This is a genomic window from Verrucosispora sp. WMMD703, assembly GCF_049178935.1.
GTDB classification, from domain to species: domain Bacteria; phylum Actinomycetota; class Actinomycetes; order Mycobacteriales; family Micromonosporaceae; genus Micromonospora; species Micromonospora sediminimaris.
The window spans coordinates 23986-44453 of the sequence record NZ_JBMHMM010000004.1 but is presented as its reverse complement, the minus strand read 5'-3'; the positions used below and the strand labels follow the sequence as shown (position 1 = coordinate 44453).

The window sequence follows — 20468 nt, the reverse complement described above, 5'->3', positions numbered from 1 at the left end:
GATATTGAGCTCCTCAGGGAGGAAACATGAAGCACCGCGCCGTGGGTGCCGTGCTGTTCGGCGGCGGCGTCCTGCTCCTGGCGCTGGCCGCCGGGTTGGTGTTCGTCGTCAAGCCTGCGATGACCAAACTGCCCTACGACCTGGAGTCGTCGACGTCGGTGGCCGAGGCCCGGGCGGCGACGTTCCTTCAGATCACCAACGGTGCGGTCGACATCGTCGATCAGACGGACCTGAGGTCGACCGTCCAGGTCACCCCGGAGCGTGCCAAGACCGCGGCGCTCAGCGGCGACCTCGCCGGTGACGCGGTGGTCTGGCGGGTCGGCCAGACCGTCGAGCGGACCGACACCAAGGCGCTGGTCAGCGCGTACGGCGCCGAGCTGGCACTGGATCGGGTCTCCGCGGCCGCCGTGGAGTGGAACGAGCAGTTCCTCGACGAGAGCGGCACGCCGGAGAAGGTCTCGTTCGCCGGCCAGGTCTACAAGTTCCCGTTCAACTCCGCCAAGGACAACTACGAGGTCTTCGACCGGGATCTGCGGCAGACCCGGATGGCCGAGTTCAAGGGCACCGAGGACATCAACGGCATCGAGGCTTACCGCTACGAGCAGGTCATCACCGACGAGAAGCTGCCGTTGGCCACCGACCGGGTGGCGCTGCTGCTCGGTGCGCTCGCTCCGGGCTCCACGTCGGGTGACGTCGTCTACAGCAACACCCGTACGGTCTGGGTGGACCCGGTCACCGGCTCCTACCTGAAGGTCCGGGAACAGCAGAAGAAGGTGCTCGTGCCGAACACGGGCACCCCGGTGACGCTGCTGGACGCCGACTTCTCCTACAACGAGGAGACCGTGGCGTCCTCGGTGGACCGCGCCAAGGAGAGCCGGAACCAGCTCAACATCCTCGGAGTGTTCGCACCGCTCGGGCTCGCCGTGCTGGGCCTGGTGCTGATCCTGGTCGGGCTGCTGCTCTCGCGTAGTCGTACCCCGGCCACGGTGGCCCGGCACGCCGCCGCCGACCCGGCACCGACCCGGGTCGATCAGCCGCCGGTGCGGGACGAGGCTCGGCCGGGTGGGCCGTTGACCGACGAGATCCCGCCCGCCTCGACCAACTGGAAGTCCGAGGAGCCCACGGTGCCCAGCCAGCGGTCGGCACAGGGCGAGTCAGAGAAGCAGTAGCACCAGCAGTGACGGTTGTGGGGGCGGGCCGACTGCCCGCCCCCACAACCCGTCAGCCGCGAGCCGCGAATCAGCCGATCAGGCTGTCAGAGCCGGGCCAGCGCCCGGCGGAGCGGGTCGAGACCGAGCGCACCGAGGTCGAGCGCCTGGCGGTGGAACTCGCGCAGGTCGAAGTCGGCGCCCTTGCGGGCCTTCGCGTCCTCCCGCGCCTGAAGCCAGATCCGTTCGCCCACCTTGTACGACGGTGCCTGCCCCGGCCAGCCCAGGTAGCGGTTGAGCTCGAAGCGCAGCATCTCGTCCGGCACCCGGCAGTGCGCCCGCAGGAACTCCCAACCCAGCTCCGGGGTCCAACGCTCACCCGGGTGGAAGTCGAACGGGTTGTCCTTGGGAATCTCCAGCTCCAGGTGCATGCCGATGTCGACGATGACCCGGGCCGCCCGCAGCGCCTGACCGTCCAGCATCCCGAGTCGGTTGCCCGGGTCGTCCAGGTAACCCAGTTCCTCCATCAGCCGCTCGGCGTACAGCGCCCAGCCCTCGCCGTGACCGGATACCCAACAGAGCAGCCGCTGCCAGCGGTTGAGCAACTCGGCCCGGACGGCGGTCTGGCCGATCTGGAGGTGATGGCCGGGGACCCCCTCGTGGTAGACGGTGGTCACCTCCCGCCAGGTGGAGAAGTCGGTCAGGCCCTGCGGCACCGCCCACCACATTCGACCCGGTCGGGCGAAGTCCTCGCTCGGGCCGGTGTAGTAGATGGAACCGTCACTTGTCGGCGCGATCATGCACTCGATCCGCCGGACCTGCTCGGGGATGTCGAAGTGGGTGCCGTTGAGGTCGCTGATCGCCTGGTCGGCCAGCTCCTGCATCCAGTCGCGGAAGGCGTCCCGACCCCGGATGGTGCGGGCCGGGTCGGCGTCCAACGCCGTCACGGCCTCGTCGATGGTGGCGCTCGGACCGGCGATCTGGGCGGCCACCGTCCGCATGTCGGCCTCCAGCCGGGCCAACTCCGTGAAGCCCCAGGCGTACGTCTCGTCGAGGTCGATCCGAGCCCCGAGGAAGTACTGGGAGGCCAGCTCGTAGCGCTCACGCCCGGCGGCCTGCTTCTCCCGTCCGTGGGGAGCCAGCTCGGTGCGGAGGAACTGCCCGAACTCGGCGGTAGCCGCCGTGGCCGCAGCCGCACCGCGACGCAGTTCGGAGCCGAGGGCGCCATCCTCGCCCAGCCGATCGACCAGCCCGTGGAAGACGTTGTCACCGTCCGGATCGACCCAGGTGTCGCACTGTTTGGCCACCTCGATCAGCTGTGCGCGCGAACTGATCCGTCCGGCGGCTGCCGACTCCCGCAACGTGGTCTTGTAGTCCTCCAGCGTGCTCGCGAAGAGGTTCAGCCGGGCGGCCAGGTTGGCCCGGGCCTGCTCCCCTTCGGTGGGCATCAGGTCGAAGACCATCCGGATCTCGTGCAAGCCGCTGGTGATGACGCTTACCTCGCTGGCCGTCTCGCCGGTGTCGTACCGGTCCAGTTCGAGGCCCAGACGCTCCTGCATCGCCTCCCGCGCGGTGCGTTCGGCCTCCGTCACCGGCTCGATGCTGTCGAGCTCGGCAAGGGTGCGTCGGGTCAGTTCGGCGCGTGCGGCGTACCCGTCGGGGGAGAGGTCGTCGAACTTGTCGTCATGGCCGGCGATGCCGACGGAGGTGGCGCCGGTCGGGCTCAATGCCGCCCAGTCGGCGACGTAACGGTTCGCGAGATCGTCGATTCTTCCCACGCTGCGTACCCTACGCGAGGTGCGCGTCGCGATGATGCCGCCGACGCCGTCAGGGCAGCAGGTCGGCAGGATCGAAGTCGATCGGGAACGGCTCGTCGGCGCGTAGCCGGTCACCGCTGACCGCCTTGGCGAGCGTGTCGTAGCCGCCGAACGTGCCGAGGGCGAACAACTCCACCGCGGCGTGCCGCAGCCGGCGCGAGATCTCCACCCGCATGAAGTAGGGCACCCGCCCCTCGGCGCAGCGGATCGGCTTGTCGACGAAGTCCTGCCGGCGGCTGCCGGGGGAGACGAACTCCACGGCCATGGTGCACAGGTGGGCCGGGATCCAGCGGTCCTCCTCGTCCGTCTTCGGCAGCGCGTGCAGCACGGTGATGTCCGGCTGGATCCACCGCTGCGGGGAGAAGGTCAGATTCACCTGACCGAAGACGTAGAAGTTGTGGGCCTCGGCAGCGGGTGAGAGTAGCCAGGCGAGTTCGATCTCGCCGTAGCTGTTCGTGCCGACCGCGGCGGGCGTCCTGACCAACCTCCCGTCGATGCACTCGTACCGCGCATCTGGTAGCTCAGGCAACGGGAGGTAGCGGTCGGCGAGCTGGGTCGTCCACATGCCGTCAAGGTCGACGAGCGGGTCGAAACGGATCGGCATCGCCACGATGTTCACCTCCTCGGTCGGTCAACGCCCTATCAAAGGATGTGGTTTCTGTGGCGCGCGACACGACGGTCGAAAACCGCAGGACAATGTCGTACCCCGGCGGCAGAGTGTCAGGGGTGACAGGCGACTTCACCCCTGACCGGCCGGCGCTGCGGAGCTGGCTGCCCGGCTTCATCGCCCTCGCCGCGATCTGGGGTTCCAGCTTCCTCTTCATCAAGGTCGGGGTGGCCGAGCTGCACCCGCTGCACCTCACCCTCTACCGGGTCGCCTCCGGCGCGCTGACCCTGCTGGTGGTGCTCGCCGTGCTGCGTGACCGGCTACCGCGCGAGCTGCGGGTCTGGGGTCACCTGACGGTGATCGCCGCCTTCGGGGTGGCGTTGCCGTTCACCCTGTTCGGCTACGGCGAGCAGCGGGTCGAGTCGATGCTCGCCGGCATCTGGAACGCGACCACTCCGCTTGTCGTGCTGCCGCTGGCGGTGCTGGTGTTCCGCACCGAGCGGCTGACCGCACGCGGCGCCCTCGGGCTGGCGCTCGGCTTCACCGGCGTAATGGTGGTGCTCGGCGTCTGGCAGGGCGTCGGCGGTGCGCACTTCGTCGGCCAGTTGATGTGCTTCGGCGCCGCCGCCTGCTACGGCTTCGCCATCCCGTACCAGAAGAAGTTCATCGCCGGCAGCACCCTGTCCGGGCTGTCCCTCTCGGCGGCGCAGCTGATCGTCGCGGCGGTCCAGCTCGCGATCGTGGCGCCGGTGGTGGCCGGTGCGCCGCCGCTGCCGACCGCGCTGTCGCCGCGGGTGCTCGCGGCCGTGCTGGCGTTGGGCGCGCTCGGCACCGGGCTCGCCTTCGTGATCCACCTGCGGAACATCCGGACCGTCGGCGCGACGACCGCCTCCACCGTGACGTACCTGATCCCGGTGTTCGCGGTGCTGATCGGTGCCGTCGTGCTCGGCGAGCGACTCACCTGGCACCAGCCGGTCGGCGCGCTGATCGTGCTGCTCGGCGTCGCCGTGTCGCAGGGCCTGCTCGGCCGACGTCGTCGCCGCCGGGTGGCACCGGGTGTGGGCACCCCGACGGCACCCCTGGTCGAGCCCGCTACCCGCTGAGCGGAGGCGGGCGGGCCGGGCGGTTGGGCACGCGTCAGTCGCGCGTCCAGGCGATCAGCTCGTCCGCCGCCCACGTGTTGATCACGCGGTCCGCGGGGACTCCGCACAGGGCGGCCCGCTCGCAGCCGAAGCGCTGCCAGTCCAACTGGCCGGGGGCGTGCGCGTCGGTGTTGATGGCGAACCGGCAACCGGCCTCCAGCGCCCGCCGGATCAGCCGCTTCGGCGGGTCCTGCCGCTCCGGCCGTGAGTTGATTTCCACGGCGACGTCGTGTTCGACACAGGCGGCGAAGACGGCGTCGGCATCGAAGTCACTCTCGGCCCGGGTCCGGGCGCGGTGCCCCCGGTCGCCCGGCCCGGTCACCCCGGCCGGTCGGGACGAGACCATCCGACCCGTGCAGTGGCCCAGGATGTCCAGATGCGGGTTGGCGATGGCGGCCAGCATCCGGCGGGTCATCTTCGCCCGGTCGTCGTTGAGGCCGCTGTGCACCGACCCGACCACCACGTCCAGCCGGGCCAGCAACGCCTCGTCCTGGTCGAGCGACCCGTCGGCGAGGATGTCGACCTCGATGCCGGTGAGGATGCGGAACCCCTCCGGCAACGCCTCGTTGACGCGTGCCACGTGGTCGAGCTGGCGGCGCAGCCGATCCGCGGTCAGTCCCCGGGCCACCTTCAGCCGGGGCGAGTGGTCGGTGAGCACCAGGTACTCGTGGCCCAGCTCGACGGCGGCCAGCGCCATCTCCTCGATCGGTGACCCACCGTCGGACCAGTCCGAGTGGGTGTGGCAGTCGCCGCGCAGGGCGGTACGCAGGGCGGTGGCCTCGGCGTCCAGGTCGGTGCCCTCGGTGGCGAGCAGCCGGCGCAGGTAGACCGGCTCCTCACCGGCAAGCGACTCGGCCACGCAACGAGCGGTGACGTCGCCGACCCCGGCCAGCTCGGTGAGCTTGCCGGCACGGGCCCGCTCGGCCACCTCCTCGACCGGCAGCGCGGCCAACGCCTTGGCCGCCGAGCGGAAGGCGCGTACCCGATAGGTCGCCTCGTTCGCCCGCTCCAGCAGGAAAGCGATCCGGCGCAGATCGGCAATGGGGTCCCGCTGATGATTCGCTCGCTGGCGCTCGCTCATGTCGGCAAACCTACGCGGCCGCGCCGCCGGTCGGGGTACGACCGGCGGCGCGGGGCGGATCGCGGTGTGCGGGATCAGGCGTACGGCAACCGCACCACGGAGCGGTCACCGACACCGAGGTTGGTGGGGTTGTTGCCGATGGCGGACCAGACCTCCACCCGGACGGTGCCGCCACGCAGGTTGCCGAGGGAGCCGCTGCTGGAGTGCAGCCCAGCGGCCTGGGTGTAGTGCTCCCAGCCCGGCACCGGGTCGGTGGCGAAGTAGCGGTACGTCTCCACCCGCTCCCAACTGCCGTCACCGGTCAGGTCGTACGAGACGCGGGCCTGCACCCCGTTGCCGACCGCCGTGCCGGCATCGAGGAAGAGATCGAACGCGGTCTGCCCGCCGTTGTGGTTGAGATTGAGCCCGGTCGCGGTGAAGACCACCGGGTTGCGCGGCGTGCCGTCGTGGTTCGCGCCACCGGCGCTGCTCACGGTGGTGGTGCCGGCGCTGCCGGACGCACCCAGACCGCCCCCGGACAGCAGGTAGCGCACAGGTGAGCTGGACGGCGGGTCGGTCGGCGTCGGCGTGGGAGTGGGCGTCGGGGTCGGCGTCGGGCTGGACGTCGGCGTCGGCGTCGGGCTCGGTGGCGTACCCCCACCGCCGCTGCCTCCGCTCCAGGTGTGCGCCCCACTGGTGGTGGTGCGCCCGGCAGCCACGGTCAGCTGCGTGCCGTCGGAGAACCGTACGGTCAGCGGTGAGCCGGAGATGTTGCTGGCCACGTACGTCCGGGCGCCGTTGCGGTTGAACACCGCGGCCAGCGGGTGGTCGGCGGTGACCCCGGTGTCGACCCGGCCGAGCGCGGCCAGGTTACGGACCCAGTGGAAGGTGTGCGCCCGACTCTCGCCCTCCTCCGGGGTGTAGCCGGGGTTGGCCCGCAGCTTGGCCAGCGCCGCGTCGGCGTCACCGAGGGCGAGGAACTGCCAGTGGATGTCCTGCCACACGGTCGGCTCACCGCCGTTGTTGCGGACCAGTTCGGCGTACTTCACCGAGTTGTAGTTCGGGTGCTGGCCCAGGTAGAGGTGCCCACCGGTGATCGGCAGCAGGTTGATGCCCTGGATCATCTCGGGCTCCGCGCTGAACCAGGTGGCGTACGCGCCGCCGTCACCCCAGACCATGCCCACGTTGGAGTGCCCGAACTCGGTGGGGAAGTTCTCGCCGGTGACGTCGAACCAGTACTCGTGGATTGCGGCGGCCTGGGTGGTGTAGAGGTAGATGCCGGCGTCGCGTACCGCTGTGTCGCCGGTGGCCTGTCCCCACTGGATGAGGGCGTTGGCGAAGTTCATCCCCTCCGACGACGACTCCTGGTTGTTGCCGCTGGCGAACGCGCCGTGCCCGGAGGCCCAGTCGTGCCCGGCGTAGATGTCGAAGTCGCGCAGGTACGGGAAGCGGGTGTCCGACCTGTCGTAGTTGTTCGCGTCCCGGATGAGCAGGTCGATCATGCCGCCGTACTGGTCGTCCCGGGCCCAGGCCGGGTCGAACTTGGCAAGCGTGGCGGCGGCGGCGATGTAGTAGCCGTAGTGGAAGTGGTGGTCGTTCAGTTCCTGGTCGGAGCCGTACGACGCCGGGTAGCCGATGAGCGTGCCCCACCGCTGGTCGTAGTAGAACAGCCGTTGGGTCTCGCCGGACGAGGCGGTGAGCCAGTCGTTGAGGGTGGTGCGGATGGCGTTCAGCGCCGAGGTGCGGGTCTCGGTGTCGCCGACCAGGTCGGCGATCTCGGCGATGCGGGCCGCCCGGCCGAGTCCCTTGCCGGTCCAGTAGGTGTCGCCACCGCGCTGGTCCATCGGGTTGCTCCGCACCGCCGCCAGGTGCTGCCGCAGCGTGGTCAGGTCGCTGCCGGCTCCGGTGGCGACGGCGGGCAGTTCCGGCAGTACGCCGTTGAACCGCATCGAGGTGCGGAACTCACCGACGCCGGTGACCACCTTCATCCGCCCTCGGGCGGAGGGGTAGGTCGGCGTGATCGGCGTGACACCGGTCAGCGCTCGCCAGTGGTGCGGGTAGAGGCTGACCACGGTCCGCGTCTCGGTGCCCTCGCGGGGCGTGGTGGTGAAGGTGTAGCGGGTCTCCACCCGGCTCGTCGTCGCGTTGTAGCTGTAGCTGACCCGGGTGCCGGTGACGTGGGCGTGCGCGTACTGACCGTAGGTGCCGGCGAGTTGGGTGCGGGCGGTGCCGCCACCGGTGGCCGGGAGCAGCGCGACGCTGAAGTAGCCGCGTCCGGCGAGGTTGGAACTGATCCGGCTGCCGCTGACGGTCCAGGTCGCGCCGCTCGGCGCGTACGCCACGTAGTCGTGGCCGCGGACGGTGAAGCCGATGCTGCTTCCGTTGTTGGACCAGACCGCGGGGCTACCACCGGTCGCGTTGATCACCGCGTCACCGCCGCTGGTGCGGAAGTACGCCAGCGGCAACCCGTGGCCGATGGTGGCGCGCATCGTCCGCGCCCCGTCGCCCCAGTACGGGGTGACCGTCCAGTCAGTCCAGTCGTCCACCAGCACGTTGGGGGCGGCAAGTCCGGCCACACCGACCCGGATGTCCTCGACGTAGGGGTACTTGAACTCGCCCACCCCGGTGGCGGTGCCGGAGATGGCGGGGGTCGAGGTGGCGGAAAAGCCGAGCCCGTCGGTGACGGGTTGGTAGGACACCGGGTGCGCGTGCAAGGGCTCGCTGAAGGTGCAGTTCAGGCGCTTCCACAGCAGCGAGGACCACCAGTCGTTCGTGGGTACGGCCCCCGATGGCGCGGCGGCGGTGACGTACTGCCGGGGGTTGCTGGCGATGTTGCCGCAGCCGCCGGGGAGGGGGCCGACGGGAGTTGTGGTGTAGCTGCCGGCGCCGACCGGTGCGGCCTGCGCGGGGGAACTGGCGATGACGGCCAGCCCGCCGAGAACGAGGGTCGCGGCGGCGGTGGCGGCCAGGATCCGATGGTGGGTGCGGCGTGGGACGGGAGGTCTCATCTTTCCTCCAACGCGTGCCGGCCCGGCCGCGCCGGTCGGCGCACGCTTCGTCGGTATTGTGAATTAAGCGACGTGAGAGAGCGCTCTCTCTGGTCTACCGGACGGTAGTTCACCGGCGAGACCTGCGTCAATGTTTCGGACTGATGAACCCGGATGGCGCTTATCGGCGCGCGGGCGGTTTGCTCGGGCAGCCGTGCTTGCGATGCCACGCGGTCACCTCGGCGGCCGGCTCCCGGTTGCCGCCCTTGCGCCACGAGTCGAGGTACGGCGCGGGCCAGACCACGCCCCGGCGGATCCACCAGCCGTCCTCGCCCAGGCACGGCGGGGAGATGCCGAAGTGCAGATGGCAGACGTTGTTGGCGTTGCCCGTCCGGCCCACCGTGCCGAGCCGTTGACCGGCGCGTACCCGCACCCCCGCGTCGATGCCCTCGGCGATGTCGGTCAGGTGCGAGCCGTAGTAGCGCACCCCGTCGTCACCGATGACCGATACGGAGAGGCCACCGTTGTACGGCCCCTGCGGACCACTCTTCTTGTACCGGTCACGCCGGCTGACCTCGCCGATCGTGCCGTCGGTGACCGCCACGACCGGCTCACCGCAGTCGGCGAAGATGTCCGTCCCCGGGTACGCCGAGTGGGTCGGGTGATACGACACCTTTCCGGCGCGTACCGGAAAGATGTGGGGCAGGCCCTTGCGGGGAGTCGCCGCCGGCTGGTCCGTGAGATCGGGCGCCGCGCTGGTCGCGGTCGGTGCGCCGGTGGTCGCCGCGGCGGTCGGTCCGGGCGCGGCCGTCGGGCTGGTAACGGCGGTGGGGCTGGTCACGGGGGTCGGGCCGGCGTCCGTCGGTACGCCGGGCGTACCGCAGCCGCTCGCCGCGAGTACCGGCACGAGCAGCAACAGGGCGTACGCCCGGCGGCGTCCGATCGTCAGCGGAACCATCCGGCCATCCTGACAGACTCGATACGGTGGTAAGACAGCGTCCGTGCGTGTGGAGGAGTGGGTACCGGTGTTGCCGTACAACCCGTCGGGCCTCTTTCCCTCCGGGCGGCCACCGCGCCCCGCCTACCGCGAGCCGAACCCGGTCGGCGGTGCCGGTGTCGCGGCGGGAGCGGTCGGAACCCTGGCCTGGCTGGTCCTCTTCGGTCTGCTCGGTGGCAGCCTCGTCGGGTACGTCTGGTGGACGCTGCTCGCCGGTGCGCTGGCCTGGCTCGCGGCCCTGGCGTTGGTCAGGTACGGCGATCGGGGAGTGGCGGCCGGCATCGCGATCGTCACCGCCGGAGGGTGGAGCATCGCCACCGCTGCGGTGGTCACCCGCTGGATGAGCAGCGGTGACTGGCCGCTCTGGTGAACCGTGCCGGTGGCGACTGCGGTGCGTCGTCGCGCAGACACCGAAACCCGTCTTGACTGGATGGCCGTAACTCGGCACTCTCCCGGTATGGCCTGGACCACTCCGCGGCTGGATCCCGATCGCAGCCGCCGCCGCCTTCAGCTTCTGGCGCAGTTGGCGGACGCGCGCGCGGTACGCGAACGCGAACGGCCACAACGCGCCCGCACCGCACAGCTCCGCCAACTGATCGCCACTCGCCGACGCCTCGCCGGCTGAGCGGCGCGGAGATCCTTTCCCCAGGAATGACCGGCCCTTCGGGGCGTTGACCGGTCGCCTGCCGACCCGACCGGCTAACGTGCACGCGTAACGGGTCGGCGAGTGCTGTGCCGAGGCAACTTGGGGGAAACGTGTCGTACTTCGCTGCGGCCGTCGTACGCGAGAAGGGCGGCTGGACAGCCGCCGAGCTGAGTCTGCGGGGTGCCGCAGACGTCGATGACGTCGCCGAGCGGCTCCGCGATGTCGCTCCGGACGCGGACGTGTCGCTGCTGTTCGTCGAGGCGGACGACACCTACCTGGTCATCCTGCGCCTCGACGAGGGCGAGGACCTGCGGGTCTTCGGCTCCGACTCGGCGTACGCGGAGGAGTCCCGGCTGGGCGCTCTGCTGGTCGGTGACCTGAAGACGTCGGTGACCGGGCTGGACGACACCGAAGAGGTGCGTCCGGCCGCCGCCAGCGGTGGCGACGACAACGAGCAACCTGCCGTCGATCCCGAGGCGGACCCGGTGGGCGAGGCGGATCTCCTGACCGACCTGGGCATCCCCGCGCAACGGCTGCTCGGCCTCTGCGCCCACGAGGGGATGATGCCGGCCGACGTCACCGCCGAGATCTGCCAGGTGCTGGGTTGCGTCGACGACGTCGAGGAACTGCGTGAGGTCTGAGCCGTCTGACGTGACCGATCCGGCGCTGGAGACGGTCCGGCCTGGGCAGCCCACGCCCGGTTCCGTCGGCCGGCGCGGGCCGGGAGCGGACGAGGGCCTGGCCGACCCGACCGGCACCGGCCGGCGACAGCGGCACGAACTCTGGATGCGCCGCGCCCTCGAAGTCGCGGTGAGCGGCCCGGCGGTCCCGGGCGGGGGCGGCGGTCCGGCCGGCGCGGCGGACGGTGACGCTGTCGCGGTTGAGCCCGGCCAGTCCGGCGATGTGCCGGTGGGCGCGGTGCTCTACGGGCCGGACGGCAGTGAGCTGGCGATCGGTCGCAACGAGCGCGAGCTGACCGGCGACCCGACCGCGCACGCCGAGGTGCTCGCGCTACGCCGGGCGGCCGAGCGGCTGGGCCGCTGGCGGCTGGACGGCTGCACGCTGGTGGTGACCCTCGAACCCTGCACGATGTGTGCCGGGGCGCTGGTGCTGGCCCGGGTCTCGACAGTGGTCTTCGGTGCCTGGGAACCCAAGACGGGTGCCGCCGGTTCGCTCTGGGACGTGCTGCGTGACCGCCGGCTCAACCACCGACCCGAGGTGTACGGCGGCATCCTGGAGACCGAGAACGCCGCCGTCCTGCGCGCCTTCTTCCGCTGAGCCCTCAGGGATTCAGGAGCGCAGCAGCGTGGTGGCGACCGCGCGGGCGGTGTCGGTCCAGGGGGCCGGCCGCAGGGTGGCCGGGTCGAGGCGGACGACCGCGCGCTGCCCTTCCGCGTACGTCGTGGTGCCGTCGAGCGAGTGGAAGCGGAAGGCGTACCTAGCGCTGCTGGTGCCGAGCTGCTCCAGCCAGAAGTGCACCGCGACCGGGCCGGTGCCGGTGACGGGCGCGAGGTAGCTGATGGTGAATTCGCGTACCGCGTGGAACACGTCGGGCGTGCTGGCCCGGCCAGCCTGGTAGGCGACGCCCCGGTCGGACCAGTACGCGGTGAGCGCCCGTTCCAGCAGCAACGCGTACCGGGCGTTGTGCAGGATGCCGAGGGCGTCGAGGTCGTCGAAGTGAACCATGGTGCGCTCGACGTGGCCGTACTCGACGGCGGGTTGTTCGGCGACTGCGTGACTCATGACGGGCCTTCCGGTAGCAGAGCGGGATCGGGGCAGAGCGCCCGTAGGCGGTTCAGCACGCCCAGGCGGGCGTGCCGGTAGGTGACCTCCGGGTCGAGCAGGCGGGAGCGCATGGCGGCGGCGATGCCGTACGCGTCGATCTCGTACGCCAGCAGCGCCACATCCGTGCCGGCGGGCAACTCGCCCAGCTCGACCGCCTCGGTGACGAGCCGTTCCAGGAACCTCGTCCACGCGGCGAAGACCTCGGCGAGACGGTCGCGGACGGCGCCGGGTCGGGCGTTGAACTCGAATTCCGTGGTGGCGAAGAAGCAGCCGCCGGGCAGCACCCGACCGGCGTAGAAGGCGATCCGGGCCTCGTGCAGGGCGTGGATCCGGCGTACGCCCCGGGGGGTGCGCAGCGCCGGGCCGATGATCTGTTCCTGCCACTGGGCGACGGCCCGGTCGATGGTGGCGAGCTGCAACTCCTCCTTGGAGCGCCAGTGCGCGAAGAGGCCGGACTTGCTGACCCCGAGCGACTCGGCGAGATGCCCGAGGGAGAGCCCGTCGAGGCCGCTGGCGGAGGCCAGGCCGACGGCGGCGTCCAGCACGGCGGTGCGGGTGCGCTGTCCCCGGGCGAGCCGGCCGTCGACGTTCATGCGGCGAGACTACTAAATAAGAACGACCGGTCGTATACATTTATCGAGTGGAGGCCGTCACACCGACCCCGACACAGAGCGTCCCGCCACCGCACGGGGGGTGGCGGGACGTCGGGCTCGACCGGGATCAGGCGATGATGGTGTCCAGGGCGATCTCGACCATCTGGCTGAAGGTCTGCTCCCGCTCCTGGGAGGTGGTCTTCTCGCCGGTCTTGATGTGGTCGCTCACCGTCAACAGGGTCAGGGCGCGGGCCTTGAACCGGGCCGCGATCGTGTAAAGCGCCGCCGACTCCATCTCGACCGCCAGCACGCCGTACTCCGCGAGGCTGTCGTAAAGGTCCGGCCGGTCGGTGTAGAAGGCGTCCGCGGCCAGGATCGGCCCGACCCGCATCGCGATGCCGCGCCGCTCGGCCACCTCCACCGAGGTACGCAGCAGCCCGAAGTCGGCGACCGGGGCGTAGTCGATCAGCCCGTCGAAGCGCATCCGGTTCATGTTCGAGTCGGTGGACGACCCGATCGCCGCGATCACGTCGCGCAGCTGGAGATCCTCAGTGAGCGCGCCGCACGAGCCGACCCGGATCAGCGACTTCACGCCGTACTCGTTTACCAGCTCGTGGGCGTAGATCGAAGCCGAGGGCATGCCCATGCCGGAGCCCTGCACGGAAACCTCCACGCCGTTCCAACGGCCGGTGAAGCCCAGCATGCCCCGGACCGTCGAGTAGCAGTTCGCGCCCTCGAGGTAGGTCTCCGCGATCCACTTGGCCCGCAGGGGGTCACCCGGCATCAGGACCCGCTCGGCGATCTCGCCCGGCTTCGCGCCGATGTGCGTACTCATGGCGTTGATCCTGCCAGGCCGGCCTGGCCGGGACCGGTTCGGCGTCGGAACCTGTGGTCCTGTACCCTCGTCGGCGGTGGCGTGTCCGAGCGGCCTAAGGAGCACGCCTCGAAAGCGTGTGAGGGTTTACGCCCTCCGAGGGTTCAAATCCCTCCGCCACCGCTCGTGAGCAGCGCGAACGCCCGGCAGGTCCGCGAGGACCGGCCGGGCGTTCCGCTTTCCTCGCGGAGTCCCAGAGCAACCTCCGACGGGCTGAGCGACGTTCCGGCACGTGAGTCACGCTCAGTGATCGATTGCCTTCGCTGGGAAGTAGTGCCATGGTAATTGCATGGTGGCGGTCGAGGGCGGTCCAGTACGACACCCGTTGAACGTCGACGCCGATGGCATCGACCGGACGCGCGGCCCGGAGAAGCACCCCTACTACGCGCAGCTCGCCGCCTCGGAATCCGGCGTCCTGCCGGTGGTCCGTCAGGTTGGCGGGGAGTGGCTGCCGGCGCTGCTGATCTGCCGGTACGACGACGTCCGGGAGGTGCTCCGCCGCCAGGATCTGTTCTCCCGGGCTGCCGCCGCCCACGCTGACCAGGTCGATGTGTCCGGGACGATGCTCGGCATGGACGGGGCGGAGCACGCCGCGGTCCGGGGAACTGTGAAGGACAGCTTCACCAAGCCCGCCGTGTCCGGGCTACGCGAGACGGTGCGTGCGGCTGCCGAGGCTCAGCTCGCGGTGCTGGCCGCCAAGGGCGGCTCGGCGGATCTGGTGGGTGACTTCGCCGTACCGTTCGCCCTGAACGTGATATCCGACCTGCTCGGCCTGCCCGAGCCGGACCGGGCGCAGTTCCGCCGCTGGGGCGACATGTTCATGGGCACCGCCGACCTCACCCGAGCCGAGGCCGCCCGGTCCGCCGAGGAGATGGGCGGCTACCTGTGGCAGCAGCTGGACGGGCGGCGCGGTTGCCCCCGCGATGACCTGATGACCCGGATCGCGACCGCAGCGGCGGACCAGCCGGTGGACGTCCAGGTCAAACTTCCCCTGTCGCTGCTCGTCGGCGGGTGGGAGACCACGGCCAGCTCCATCTCGACGTTCGTGTACCTGTTGCGCACCCGCCCGTACGCGGGGCACGACTTCGCGTGGGACTACCTACTGGAGCATCCGGAGCAGGTCGACGGGGCGGTCACCGAGTTGGAGCGGCTGCACTCGACCTCCAACGGCGACGAGATGCCCCGACGGGTGATGGCGGACGTGACGCTGCCCAGCGGCGTGCGGCTGACCGAGGGCGACATCGTGATCCCGTCGCACGACGCCGCGAATCGGGACCCACGGGTATTCGCCGACCCGGAGCGGATGGACTTCGGCCGGGACCCGAACCCGCACCTTTCCTTCGGGTACGGCCCGCACTACTGCGTCGGCGCGCACCTGGGTGCCCTGGAGGTCCGGGTCGCGTTGGCGCTGCTGCTGCGCGAGCTGCCGACGTTGCGGCTGGCCGTGGCTGCGGACGAGGTGCGGTGGAAGCAGGGGCACGCCATCCTCGGCCCGGTGGAACTGCCGGTCAGCTGGTGACGCGGTTCAGCAGGGGGCGTGGCCCTCGATAAAGAGGCGGTGGGCCCAGTCGGCGTACCCGGCGATGACTTTTCGCACCGTCTGGCCGTCGTGCAGGAACAGGTAGGCGCGGTCGCCGTCGCGGGCGAGCAGGCCGTCGAAGCGGTACGTCCCCTGTGGAGCTTGCAGTTCGCGTACCGTCGGATGGCTCGCCCGGACCTCGGCGACGGGTGAGCCGGCCGCGATGCCTTCCGGGGTGCGGACCGGGTCGCCGGCCCAGAGCAGCACCAGCCGATCCTCGATGAAGATCGGGCTTATCTCGTCGTGTCCGGCCAGCGTCGGGCCGCAGGCGTCGACGTCGGTACGCAGAATGCCGCGCCGGGTCAGCTCGCTCTCCGAGTCACCGAAGTCCACATCGGCCACTCCGTCGAGATCGACGACGCTCACCGACGCGACGGGCTCGCGGACGGCGATGGTGTCCGGTGGCATGACTCCGCTGCCCGATGCCGAGGCAGCCAGAAGCAGTGCGGCGATGAAGCCGAATTGTCGCAATTTCATCAGAATCCCCCAGTCCCCAACGTGACGGGGGCTCTGAGGTTATTGCCGAGCTTCCCATTCGTCGGCCAATTCGTCCCAGTAGTCGGCGCTGAGCCCTCGCCGCCCGTGCGCGAGCCACCCCTCGGTGCTCCGCTCGACGTGCAACCCCAGCTCAGCGAAGGGGTCGATCCACCGGCCCGGCTCCACGCCCAGCTCGACAAGTGCCGCGTTGATCGGCCAGTCCGGACGCGGCCCGTCGAACGCCGCGTCGAAGCGCGGCCCCCAGGTGAGGGCACCGTCGAGCCAGACCGCCGCGGCCTGGTGCCCGGCCCCACCGGCGAACTCCGCCTCGACGTACGCCAGCGGGCCGCGCACCGACCAGCGGGCCAGGACCTCGGTAAGCGCGGGAGAGAGGATCAGCTCGAACGGCTGCGTCGGGTCGGGATCGTCGGTGAGGTAGTCGGGCGGGGCCCCGGTCAGCTCCACCACGAGCTGCGGCGTGACCGGCAGCAACGCGAAGTCCTGCCGCAGCCCGCCGAGCACGGCATGATCCAGCTCGCGGGTCTCCTCGCGCAGCAGCTCGGCGTCCGCGACGACCGCGCTGAGCTGGTAACTCACCCGGCGTCCACAACCTGTGGATAGAACATGTGTACGACGGTGGTCAGGTCTTGTCGACGGTGGCGACGAAGGCACGCCAGGCGGCCGGGCTGAACAGCAGTGCCGGACCGGTCGGGTCCTTCGAGTCGCGTACGCCCACCACGTCGGGCAGGTTCCCGGCGACCTCGACACAGTCGCCGCCGTTGCCACTGCTGCGGCTGCTCTTGTGCCACCGGGCGCCGGACAGCGCCGGGGTGTCGCTCAGTGCCATGACTCCGCCACCTCCCTGATCAGGTCGACCGACTGCCAGTGCGAGAGTGTCTCGCCGCGCACGTTCTCCCAGGCGGCCAGTATGGCCGCGATCTCGGCCTGCTCGCTCACCACCTGCCCCTGCAACTGATTGTCGAGGTAGCCGGCTATGCGGTGATCGGGCGCGGTCGCCAGCACGAACGGGCCGTTCAGCCCAGCGTATTCGCCCACTGTGGACGGCACCACATGTAGCCGGATGTGCGGCTGGGTCGACGCCTCGGCGAGCGCCAGCAGCTGCTCGCGCATCACGGCCGGGCCGCCGACCGGCCGGCGCAGCACCGCCTCGTCCAGCACGGCGGTGAGCAGCGGCGGCTCCTCGCGGTGCAGGATCAACTGGCGGGACATCCGGTGGTCGACAAGCCGTGCCACCTCGCTGCGCGGGATCAGGCCACCACCGGTGAGCACCGCGCGGGCGTACGCCTCGGTCTGGAGCAGGCCGGGTATCACCAACGGTTGGTATGAACGCAGCGTGGTCGCCTCGCGCTCGATCTCCTGCCAGGGGCGGAACCAGACCAGCGCCCGACGTCTCGAAATGTCCGGCCAAATGTCCGAGACATTCTTCTGGAGCGCATCTGCCGCCGTCAGGCGGTGCCGGGCATGCGGGATCCGATCTTCGAGCAACCAGCGGCTTACCGTCTTCGGGTCGACGCCGACGCGTTCCGCGAGCGACTCGATCGTGTGCCCGGTGTCCCGCAGCGCCACCCGCAGCGCGTCGTTCATGGCCGCCTCCCATCGGACGTCTCGAATATCCGCCGACCATACCCACACGCCATGTAGTTGTCCCGTTACCTGCGGCAAGTTGGGGTATCGATGGCGCGGCCGGTGGAGGTTCATCCCCCTTGACCCGGCGGTCGCGACATCGGGGGCCGCCGCCGGGCGAGCAACCACGGCGGCCCCCATCCACTACTCGACGCGCTGTCGAGCTGAGCACGCGGATGGCTCACCCCGGGCGCGTCGAGTGACCTGTGCAGACAGTTCGACCGCCGGATGGAGCGAGGTGCCCAGTGCCGCACCACAGCGCGAGCCGCCGGCCGCACCGTCGTCAGGTCGGACACGCTGCCGGCCGAGACGCCATCGGCCAGGGCGTCGTCGGGCGGGACGCCGTCGGGCCCCATCCGTGCCGCCGGCCCGGTCCGTGCGTGTGCGCTGGCTCGATCAGCCCCGGGGAAGTCTTCCTGCTGAGCAGCGCGGCGTCCCCGCAGTTCGTTCGCCCGATCACGGTCCGGGTCATCCGGCACCGCACCGACCGGGTCACCTACGACGGGTGGACCTGGATCGAGTGCTACCAGCTTGACGCCCGAGGCGACGCTGTCGAGCGCCGAGAGCTGTTCCTGATGCCGGCCGGCCTGATCCGGGCCGGAGATCACCCGTCGGCGTCCCGTGCCCGGTCAGGCCGTCCGGCCGGGGTGGCTAGCCGATGAGCCGCCGTCGTCCGGAACATGCGCCGTCCCGCCCTACCTGGCGTTGCCGAAACTGCGGCGTCAGGTGGCCGTGCAGCGCGGCCAAGCTCCGGCTGCTCGGCGAGTACCGGGAGGACCGGGCCGCGTTGCTGGTGCACCTCGCGACGCTGTACGCGCAGGCCAGCGTGGAACTCGGTGACCCGGCGTCGACGGTCGGGCTGTTCGACCGCTTCGTGTCCTGGGCGCGTGTGCGAGGTTAGGAGGCTGTCCGCGTACCGTCGCGGGTGCCGGACCGGGACGGGCCCGGCGCATGCCCAGGGGCCGCTCCCGGTCGGAGCGGCCCCTGCCCCCGTTGTCGCGCGTCAGCCCGGTACGACGCTGGGCTGTGGTGGTTGGTCGCCCGGACGGGCGGTGAGGATCGCGGCGACGGCGACCACGAGCCCGGCGACGGTAAGCCCGAGCACCAGCCACTGCGGGCCGAACGGGTAGTACTCGCCGGGCGTGAAGGCGCTGTGCACGGTCAGCGGAGAGCCTTCGTGGACGCTGCTGTCCCGGAACACCCGCATGACGTTGCCGTAGAGAGCGACCGCCGGTAGGGCCAGCACCATCAGGGCACCACTCCAGAGCGCTGCGGCGGCGTGGCGGCGTCCGGACGGCGTTGCCGTCATCCGGTACGCGCCGGCTGCCGCCAGCAACCAGCCAGCGAGCAGTCCGACGGCGGTACCGGTGACGACCAGAGGAAGGAACGCGGCGGTACGCGCCGGTATCGCGTAGAGCGAGACGTCACTGCGGATGGCGGCGGAGCGGTTTTCCGCAGGGTTCCAGCCCATCACGTTGATGATCACGCCATCCGACTCGGCGGTGAAGCGCGTGCCGCGCAGCGGAACCTCGACGAACGAGCCGGCGTCGTCGACGGTGCCCGACATGCCGGTGATCGGGGTGAAGCCGGAAACCGACCAGCCGTCCGCAACGAGCCGCTGCCGGACCTGCTCGGCATCCCAGGTGCCGTCGACCCGGCTGAACGAGTGGGCCGTTTCGGCGGTCCACGGCGATGACGAGTAGTAGGAGTGGAGCGTGTCGTCGCCACCGGTCTGTTCGGTGAGTCTGGCCATGCCGGCTTCGCCGGGCAGATCGGCGAAGGTCTGGGCACCGAGCCAGGAGCCGGCGGCGGCACCGAAACCGCCCATGACCAGTGCGGCGAGCAGCGCCGCGATCGCCATGAACGGCCGGCCGGCGGGCAGCCGGAACCGCAGCCGCAGACCGCTGCCGATCAGGTGCAGGGCCTCGCCGACCCGAGGTCGGCGCTGGCCTGGTTCCGCCATCTCCAGCAGCGTGGTCACCACCTCGGTACCGTGCCGCCGCCGGTGCCGGCGCGGGTAACTGAGCAGCAGCCGGCGGTAGCCACGCTCCAGCCGGTCATCGGCGTTCGGCCAGGCCGCCGTCATCCGGTCACCGTGCCGAAGATGGGGGCGCTCGCCGGGCCGAAGCTCAGCGCATCGCCGAGGCGCCTGCGCAACTGGATCTCGGCTGCGGTGGCGTGCCGGCGCAGCCGCTCGACCTGTGCCCGCAACGCGGCGGCACCGGCGTCGCTGAGCCGGTAGTAGCGGCGCAGCCGGCCCTCGACGGCCTCCTCCCGGTCGACGGTGACCAGGCCCTGCTCGGCCAGCCGGTCCAGCGCGCCGTAGAGGGTGCCCGGCCGCAGCTTGACCTCGCCCGCCGACAGCTCGTCGACGGACCGGATCACCCCGTACCCGTGCAGCGGCTGCGCCGCCAGCGCGGTGAGGATCAGAAAGGTAGGTTCCTGCATGAGTGGATAGTACGTCTGGCGTTATATATCGTCAACTTGACTTACTGGCGTGGCTCGGCCCTTGGCGTCATGAACCGTTCCAGCCGGTGGGGAGGGTGTAGCGCCAGCCCTCCTGCCAGCCGAAGGGTGCATCGACCTGTTCTTCGAGTGGGACTCCGGTCAGGAGGTTGGCCAGAGCCCATCGGTTGGCGGAGTGCGCGATGAGAAGGATCTTCTTGCCGTCCCAGTCGCGCGCGATTTCGATGAGGAGATCGCGCGTCTGGTCGACCACGTCCTGGTAGCTCTGCCCTCCGGGAAACGGCTTACTGATGTGCTGGAACCTGAGCCGCGCGAGTTCGGTGACCGGCATCCCGTTGAACGTTCCGTAGTTGCACTCGCGCAGTCGCGGGTCGTGACGAAGGGGGATACCGGTTCCGGCGAAGGCGATTTCGGCGGTCTCGACCGCGCGGGCCAGGTCCGAGGTGAACACCACGGCGAGGCCATCCTCACTGCGGCGCTGTCCGAGTTCCCGAGCAAGCCTTCGGCCCGTCTCCGACAGGCGCCCGGGCAGCCAGCCGGTAGCGATGCCGGTCTCGTTGTCCGTGGTGATCGAGTGGGTCTCGTAGATGATCTCAACTGGCATCGTCGACTACTCCTCGCTGCCGCCCTCGGGCCATCGTGGCAA

24 protein-coding genes and 1 tRNA gene are annotated in these 20468 nt (G+C 70.5%); 10 read left to right on the top strand and 15 right to left on the bottom strand.

What is annotated here, in order from left to right; all coding sequences use genetic code 11:
• Positions 1-26 precede the first annotated feature (26 nt).
• A complete protein-coding gene (locus ACN26Z_RS00810) occupies positions 27-1169 on the top strand; it encodes a DUF3068 domain-containing protein (RefSeq protein WP_421459585.1) in 1143 nt (380 codons plus the stop codon).
• Positions 1170-1255: 86 nt separating this feature from the next.
• On the opposite strand, the gene ACN26Z_RS00805 is transcribed toward ACN26Z_RS00810, so the two are convergent.
• Both ACN26Z_RS00805 and ACN26Z_RS00800 read right to left on the bottom strand, forming a co-directional pair.
• Positions 1256-2926, bottom strand: coding sequence for a DUF885 domain-containing protein (locus ACN26Z_RS00805; protein ID WP_421459584.1), 1671 nt, complete (start codon positions 2924-2926; stop codon positions 1256-1258).
• Positions 2927-2975: 49 nt separating this feature from the next.
• The gene (locus ACN26Z_RS00800) at positions 2976-3569 is read right to left on the bottom strand and encodes a Uma2 family endonuclease (RefSeq protein ID WP_421464470.1); all 594 of its coding nucleotides are present in this window, start codon (positions 3567-3569) and stop codon (positions 2976-2978) included.
• A 92-nt stretch (positions 3570-3661) separates the two neighbouring features.
• On the opposite strand from ACN26Z_RS00800, the gene ACN26Z_RS00795 reads away from it, so the two are divergent.
• The gene (locus ACN26Z_RS00795) at positions 3662-4675 is read left to right on the top strand and encodes a DMT family transporter (protein ID WP_139233239.1); all 1014 of its coding nucleotides are present in this window, start codon (positions 3662-3664) and stop codon (positions 4673-4675) included.
• A gap of 34 nt (positions 4676-4709) precedes the next feature.
• Here the strand turns inward: ACN26Z_RS00795 and ACN26Z_RS00790 are convergent, their stop codons facing one another.
• From ACN26Z_RS00790 to ACN26Z_RS00780, 3 genes are all read right to left on the bottom strand, one after another.
• Positions 4710-5795 carry a PHP domain-containing protein gene (locus ACN26Z_RS00790; RefSeq protein WP_421459583.1) on the bottom strand — a complete coding sequence of 362 codons (1086 nt, stop codon included), beginning with the start codon at positions 5793-5795 and terminating at the stop codon, positions 4710-4712.
• A 74-nt stretch (positions 5796-5869) separates the two neighbouring features.
• Positions 5870-8782, bottom strand: coding sequence for a glycosyl hydrolase (locus ACN26Z_RS00785; RefSeq protein WP_421459582.1), 2913 nt, complete (start codon positions 8780-8782; stop codon positions 5870-5872).
• A gap of 160 nt (positions 8783-8942) precedes the next feature.
• Positions 8943-9719, bottom strand: coding sequence for a M23 family metallopeptidase (locus ACN26Z_RS00780; protein WP_421459581.1), 777 nt, complete (start codon positions 9717-9719; stop codon positions 8943-8945).
• 49 nt (positions 9720-9768) lie between these two features.
• Between ACN26Z_RS00780 and ACN26Z_RS00775 the strand changes: the two genes are divergently transcribed.
• The 4 genes from ACN26Z_RS00775 (at position 9769) to ACN26Z_RS00760 (ending at position 11682) form a co-directional block, all read left to right on the top strand.
• Positions 9769-10128, top strand: coding sequence for a hypothetical protein (locus tag ACN26Z_RS00775; RefSeq protein ID WP_232511435.1), 360 nt, complete (start codon positions 9769-9771; stop codon positions 10126-10128).
• An 87-nt stretch (positions 10129-10215) separates the two neighbouring features.
• A complete protein-coding gene (locus tag ACN26Z_RS00770; protein WP_170863604.1) occupies positions 10216-10383 on the top strand; it encodes a hypothetical protein in 168 nt (55 codons plus the stop codon).
• A gap of 131 nt (positions 10384-10514) precedes the next feature.
• On the top strand, positions 10515-11045 hold the full coding sequence (locus tag ACN26Z_RS00765) for a tRNA adenosine deaminase-associated protein (RefSeq protein WP_093410069.1): 531 nt from the start codon (positions 10515-10517) through the stop codon (positions 11043-11045).
• 145 nt (positions 11046-11190) lie between these two features.
• The gene (locus ACN26Z_RS00760; RefSeq protein WP_421464468.1) at positions 11191-11682 is read left to right on the top strand and encodes a nucleoside deaminase; all 492 of its coding nucleotides are present in this window, start codon (positions 11191-11193) and stop codon (positions 11680-11682) included.
• A gap of 12 nt (positions 11683-11694) precedes the next feature.
• Here ACN26Z_RS00760 and ACN26Z_RS00755 read toward each other — a convergent pair whose 3' ends face one another.
• From ACN26Z_RS00755 to deoD, 3 genes are all read right to left on the bottom strand, one after another.
• Positions 11695-12147, bottom strand: a complete 453-nt coding sequence (locus tag ACN26Z_RS00755) for an acyl-CoA thioesterase (RefSeq protein ID WP_093410064.1) — start codon at positions 12145-12147, stop codon at positions 11695-11697.
• Entirely contained in the window at positions 12144-12782 is a 639-nt protein-coding gene (locus tag ACN26Z_RS00750; RefSeq protein ID WP_421459580.1) for a TetR/AcrR family transcriptional regulator, read from the bottom strand. Before ACN26Z_RS00750 ends, ACN26Z_RS00755 begins: the two co-directional genes overlap by 4 nt.
• 127 nt (positions 12783-12909) lie before the next feature.
• Positions 12910-13617 (bottom strand): purine-nucleoside phosphorylase, encoded by a 708-nt coding sequence (deoD, locus tag ACN26Z_RS00745; RefSeq protein ID WP_204024134.1) that lies wholly within the window; start codon positions 13615-13617, stop codon positions 12910-12912.
• 75 nt (positions 13618-13692) lie between these two features.
• Here deoD and ACN26Z_RS00740 point away from each other — a divergent pair.
• Together ACN26Z_RS00740 and ACN26Z_RS00735 are read left to right on the top strand one after the other, a co-directional pair.
• Positions 13693-13779 (top strand) — tRNA-Ser (locus ACN26Z_RS00740).
• Between the two features lie 166 nt (positions 13780-13945).
• Positions 13946-15175 (top strand): cytochrome P450, encoded by a 1230-nt coding sequence (locus ACN26Z_RS00735; RefSeq protein WP_421459579.1) that lies wholly within the window; start codon positions 13946-13948, stop codon positions 15173-15175.
• Positions 15176-15181: 6 nt separating this feature from the next.
• Here ACN26Z_RS00735 and ACN26Z_RS00730 read toward each other — a convergent pair whose 3' ends face one another.
• Genes ACN26Z_RS00730 through ACN26Z_RS00715 form a run of 4 tightly spaced genes read right to left on the bottom strand, consistent with a single transcriptional unit; the run spans position 15182 to position 17317 of the window.
• Complete coding sequence (locus tag ACN26Z_RS00730; protein ID WP_093410052.1) at positions 15182-15712, bottom strand: hypothetical protein; 531 nt, start codon at positions 15710-15712, stop codon at positions 15182-15184.
• A 39-nt stretch (positions 15713-15751) separates the two neighbouring features.
• Positions 15752-16309: a hypothetical protein gene (locus tag ACN26Z_RS00725; protein WP_421459578.1), complete on the bottom strand. Its 558-nt coding sequence runs from the start codon at positions 16307-16309 to the stop codon at positions 15752-15754.
• A gap of 43 nt (positions 16310-16352) precedes the next feature.
• Positions 16353-16559 carry a DUF397 domain-containing protein gene (locus ACN26Z_RS00720; protein WP_282236539.1) on the bottom strand — a complete coding sequence of 69 codons (207 nt, stop codon included), beginning with the start codon at positions 16557-16559 and terminating at the stop codon, positions 16353-16355.
• Entirely contained in the window at positions 16550-17317 is a 768-nt protein-coding gene (locus ACN26Z_RS00715; RefSeq protein WP_093410045.1) for a helix-turn-helix domain-containing protein, read from the bottom strand. The genes ACN26Z_RS00720 and ACN26Z_RS00715 overlap by 10 nt, the downstream gene beginning before the upstream one ends.
• A gap of 419 nt (positions 17318-17736) precedes the next feature.
• Here ACN26Z_RS00715 and ACN26Z_RS00710 point away from each other — a divergent pair, with 419 nt between their 5' ends.
• On the top strand, positions 17737-18018 hold the full coding sequence (locus ACN26Z_RS00710) for a hypothetical protein (protein WP_421459577.1): 282 nt from the start codon (positions 17737-17739) through the stop codon (positions 18016-18018).
• Entirely contained in the window at positions 18015-18257 is a 243-nt protein-coding gene (locus tag ACN26Z_RS00705) for a flavin reductase (protein WP_421459576.1), read from the top strand. The genes ACN26Z_RS00710 and ACN26Z_RS00705 overlap by 4 nt, the downstream gene beginning before the upstream one ends.
• Positions 18258-18359: 102 nt before the next feature.
• Here ACN26Z_RS00705 and ACN26Z_RS00700 read toward each other — a convergent pair whose 3' ends face one another.
• The 3 genes from ACN26Z_RS00700 to ACN26Z_RS00690 form a co-directional block, all read right to left on the bottom strand.
• A complete protein-coding gene (locus ACN26Z_RS00700; RefSeq protein ID WP_282236541.1) occupies positions 18360-19442 on the bottom strand; it encodes a hypothetical protein in 1083 nt (360 codons plus the stop codon).
• On the bottom strand, positions 19439-19804 hold the full coding sequence (locus tag ACN26Z_RS00695) for a PadR family transcriptional regulator (protein ID WP_421459575.1): 366 nt from the start codon (positions 19802-19804) through the stop codon (positions 19439-19441). The genes ACN26Z_RS00700 and ACN26Z_RS00695 overlap by 4 nt, the downstream gene beginning before the upstream one ends.
• Before the next feature lie 67 nt (positions 19805-19871).
• Entirely contained in the window at positions 19872-20426 is a 555-nt protein-coding gene (locus ACN26Z_RS00690; RefSeq protein ID WP_282236543.1) for a histidine phosphatase family protein, read from the bottom strand.
• Positions 20427-20468 lie beyond the last annotated feature (42 nt).

Bases quoted from the DNA above. Each gene is read 5' to 3' on its own strand.
- deoD (WP_204024134.1), bottom strand. From the start codon at position 13,617: ATGAGTACGCACATCGGCGCGAAGCCGGGCGAGATCGCCGAGCGGGTC.
- ACN26Z_RS00715 (WP_093410045.1), bottom strand. From the start codon at position 17,317: ATGAACGACGCGCTGCGGGTGGCGCTGCGGGACACCGGGCACACGATC.
- ACN26Z_RS00770 (WP_170863604.1), top strand. From the start codon at position 10,216: ATGGCCTGGACCACTCCGCGGCTGGATCCCGATCGCAGCCGCCGCCGC.
- ACN26Z_RS00705 (WP_421459576.1), top strand. From the start codon at position 18,015: ATGAGCCGCCGTCGTCCGGAACATGCGCCGTCCCGCCCTACCTGGCGT.
- ACN26Z_RS00810 (WP_421459585.1), top strand. From the start codon at position 27: ATGAAGCACCGCGCCGTGGGTGCCGTGCTGTTCGGCGGCGGCGTCCTG.
- ACN26Z_RS00730 (WP_093410052.1), bottom strand. From the start codon at position 15,712: ATGAAATTGCGACAATTCGGCTTCATCGCCGCACTGCTTCTGGCTGCC.
- ACN26Z_RS00690 (WP_282236543.1), bottom strand. From the start codon at position 20,426: ATGCCAGTTGAGATCATCTACGAGACCCACTCGATCACCACGGACAAC.
- ACN26Z_RS00720 (WP_282236539.1), bottom strand. From the start codon at position 16,559: ATGGCACTGAGCGACACCCCGGCGCTGTCCGGCGCCCGGTGGCACAAG.
- ACN26Z_RS00700 (WP_282236541.1), bottom strand. From the start codon at position 19,442: ATGACGGCGGCCTGGCCGAACGCCGATGACCGGCTGGAGCGTGGCTAC.
- ACN26Z_RS00695 (WP_421459575.1), bottom strand. From the start codon at position 19,804: ATGCAGGAACCTACCTTTCTGATCCTCACCGCGCTGGCGGCGCAGCCG.
- ACN26Z_RS00785 (WP_421459582.1), bottom strand. From the start codon at position 8,782: ATGAGACCTCCCGTCCCACGCCGCACCCACCATCGGATCCTGGCCGCC.
- ACN26Z_RS00735 (WP_421459579.1), top strand. From the start codon at position 13,946: ATGGTGGCGGTCGAGGGCGGTCCAGTACGACACCCGTTGAACGTCGAC.
- ACN26Z_RS00780 (WP_421459581.1), bottom strand. From the start codon at position 9,719: ATGGTTCCGCTGACGATCGGACGCCGCCGGGCGTACGCCCTGTTGCTG.
- ACN26Z_RS00760 (WP_421464468.1), top strand. From the start codon at position 11,191: ATGCGCCGCGCCCTCGAAGTCGCGGTGAGCGGCCCGGCGGTCCCGGGC.
- ACN26Z_RS00750 (WP_421459580.1), bottom strand. From the start codon at position 12,782: ATGAACGTCGACGGCCGGCTCGCCCGGGGACAGCGCACCCGCACCGCC.
- ACN26Z_RS00755 (WP_093410064.1), bottom strand. From the start codon at position 12,147: ATGAGTCACGCAGTCGCCGAACAACCCGCCGTCGAGTACGGCCACGTC.
- ACN26Z_RS00790 (WP_421459583.1), bottom strand. From the start codon at position 5,795: ATGAGCGAGCGCCAGCGAGCGAATCATCAGCGGGACCCCATTGCCGAT.
- ACN26Z_RS00795 (WP_139233239.1), top strand. From the start codon at position 3,662: ATGTCGTACCCCGGCGGCAGAGTGTCAGGGGTGACAGGCGACTTCACC.
- ACN26Z_RS00800 (WP_421464470.1), bottom strand. From the start codon at position 3,569: ATGCCGATCCGTTTCGACCCGCTCGTCGACCTTGACGGCATGTGGACG.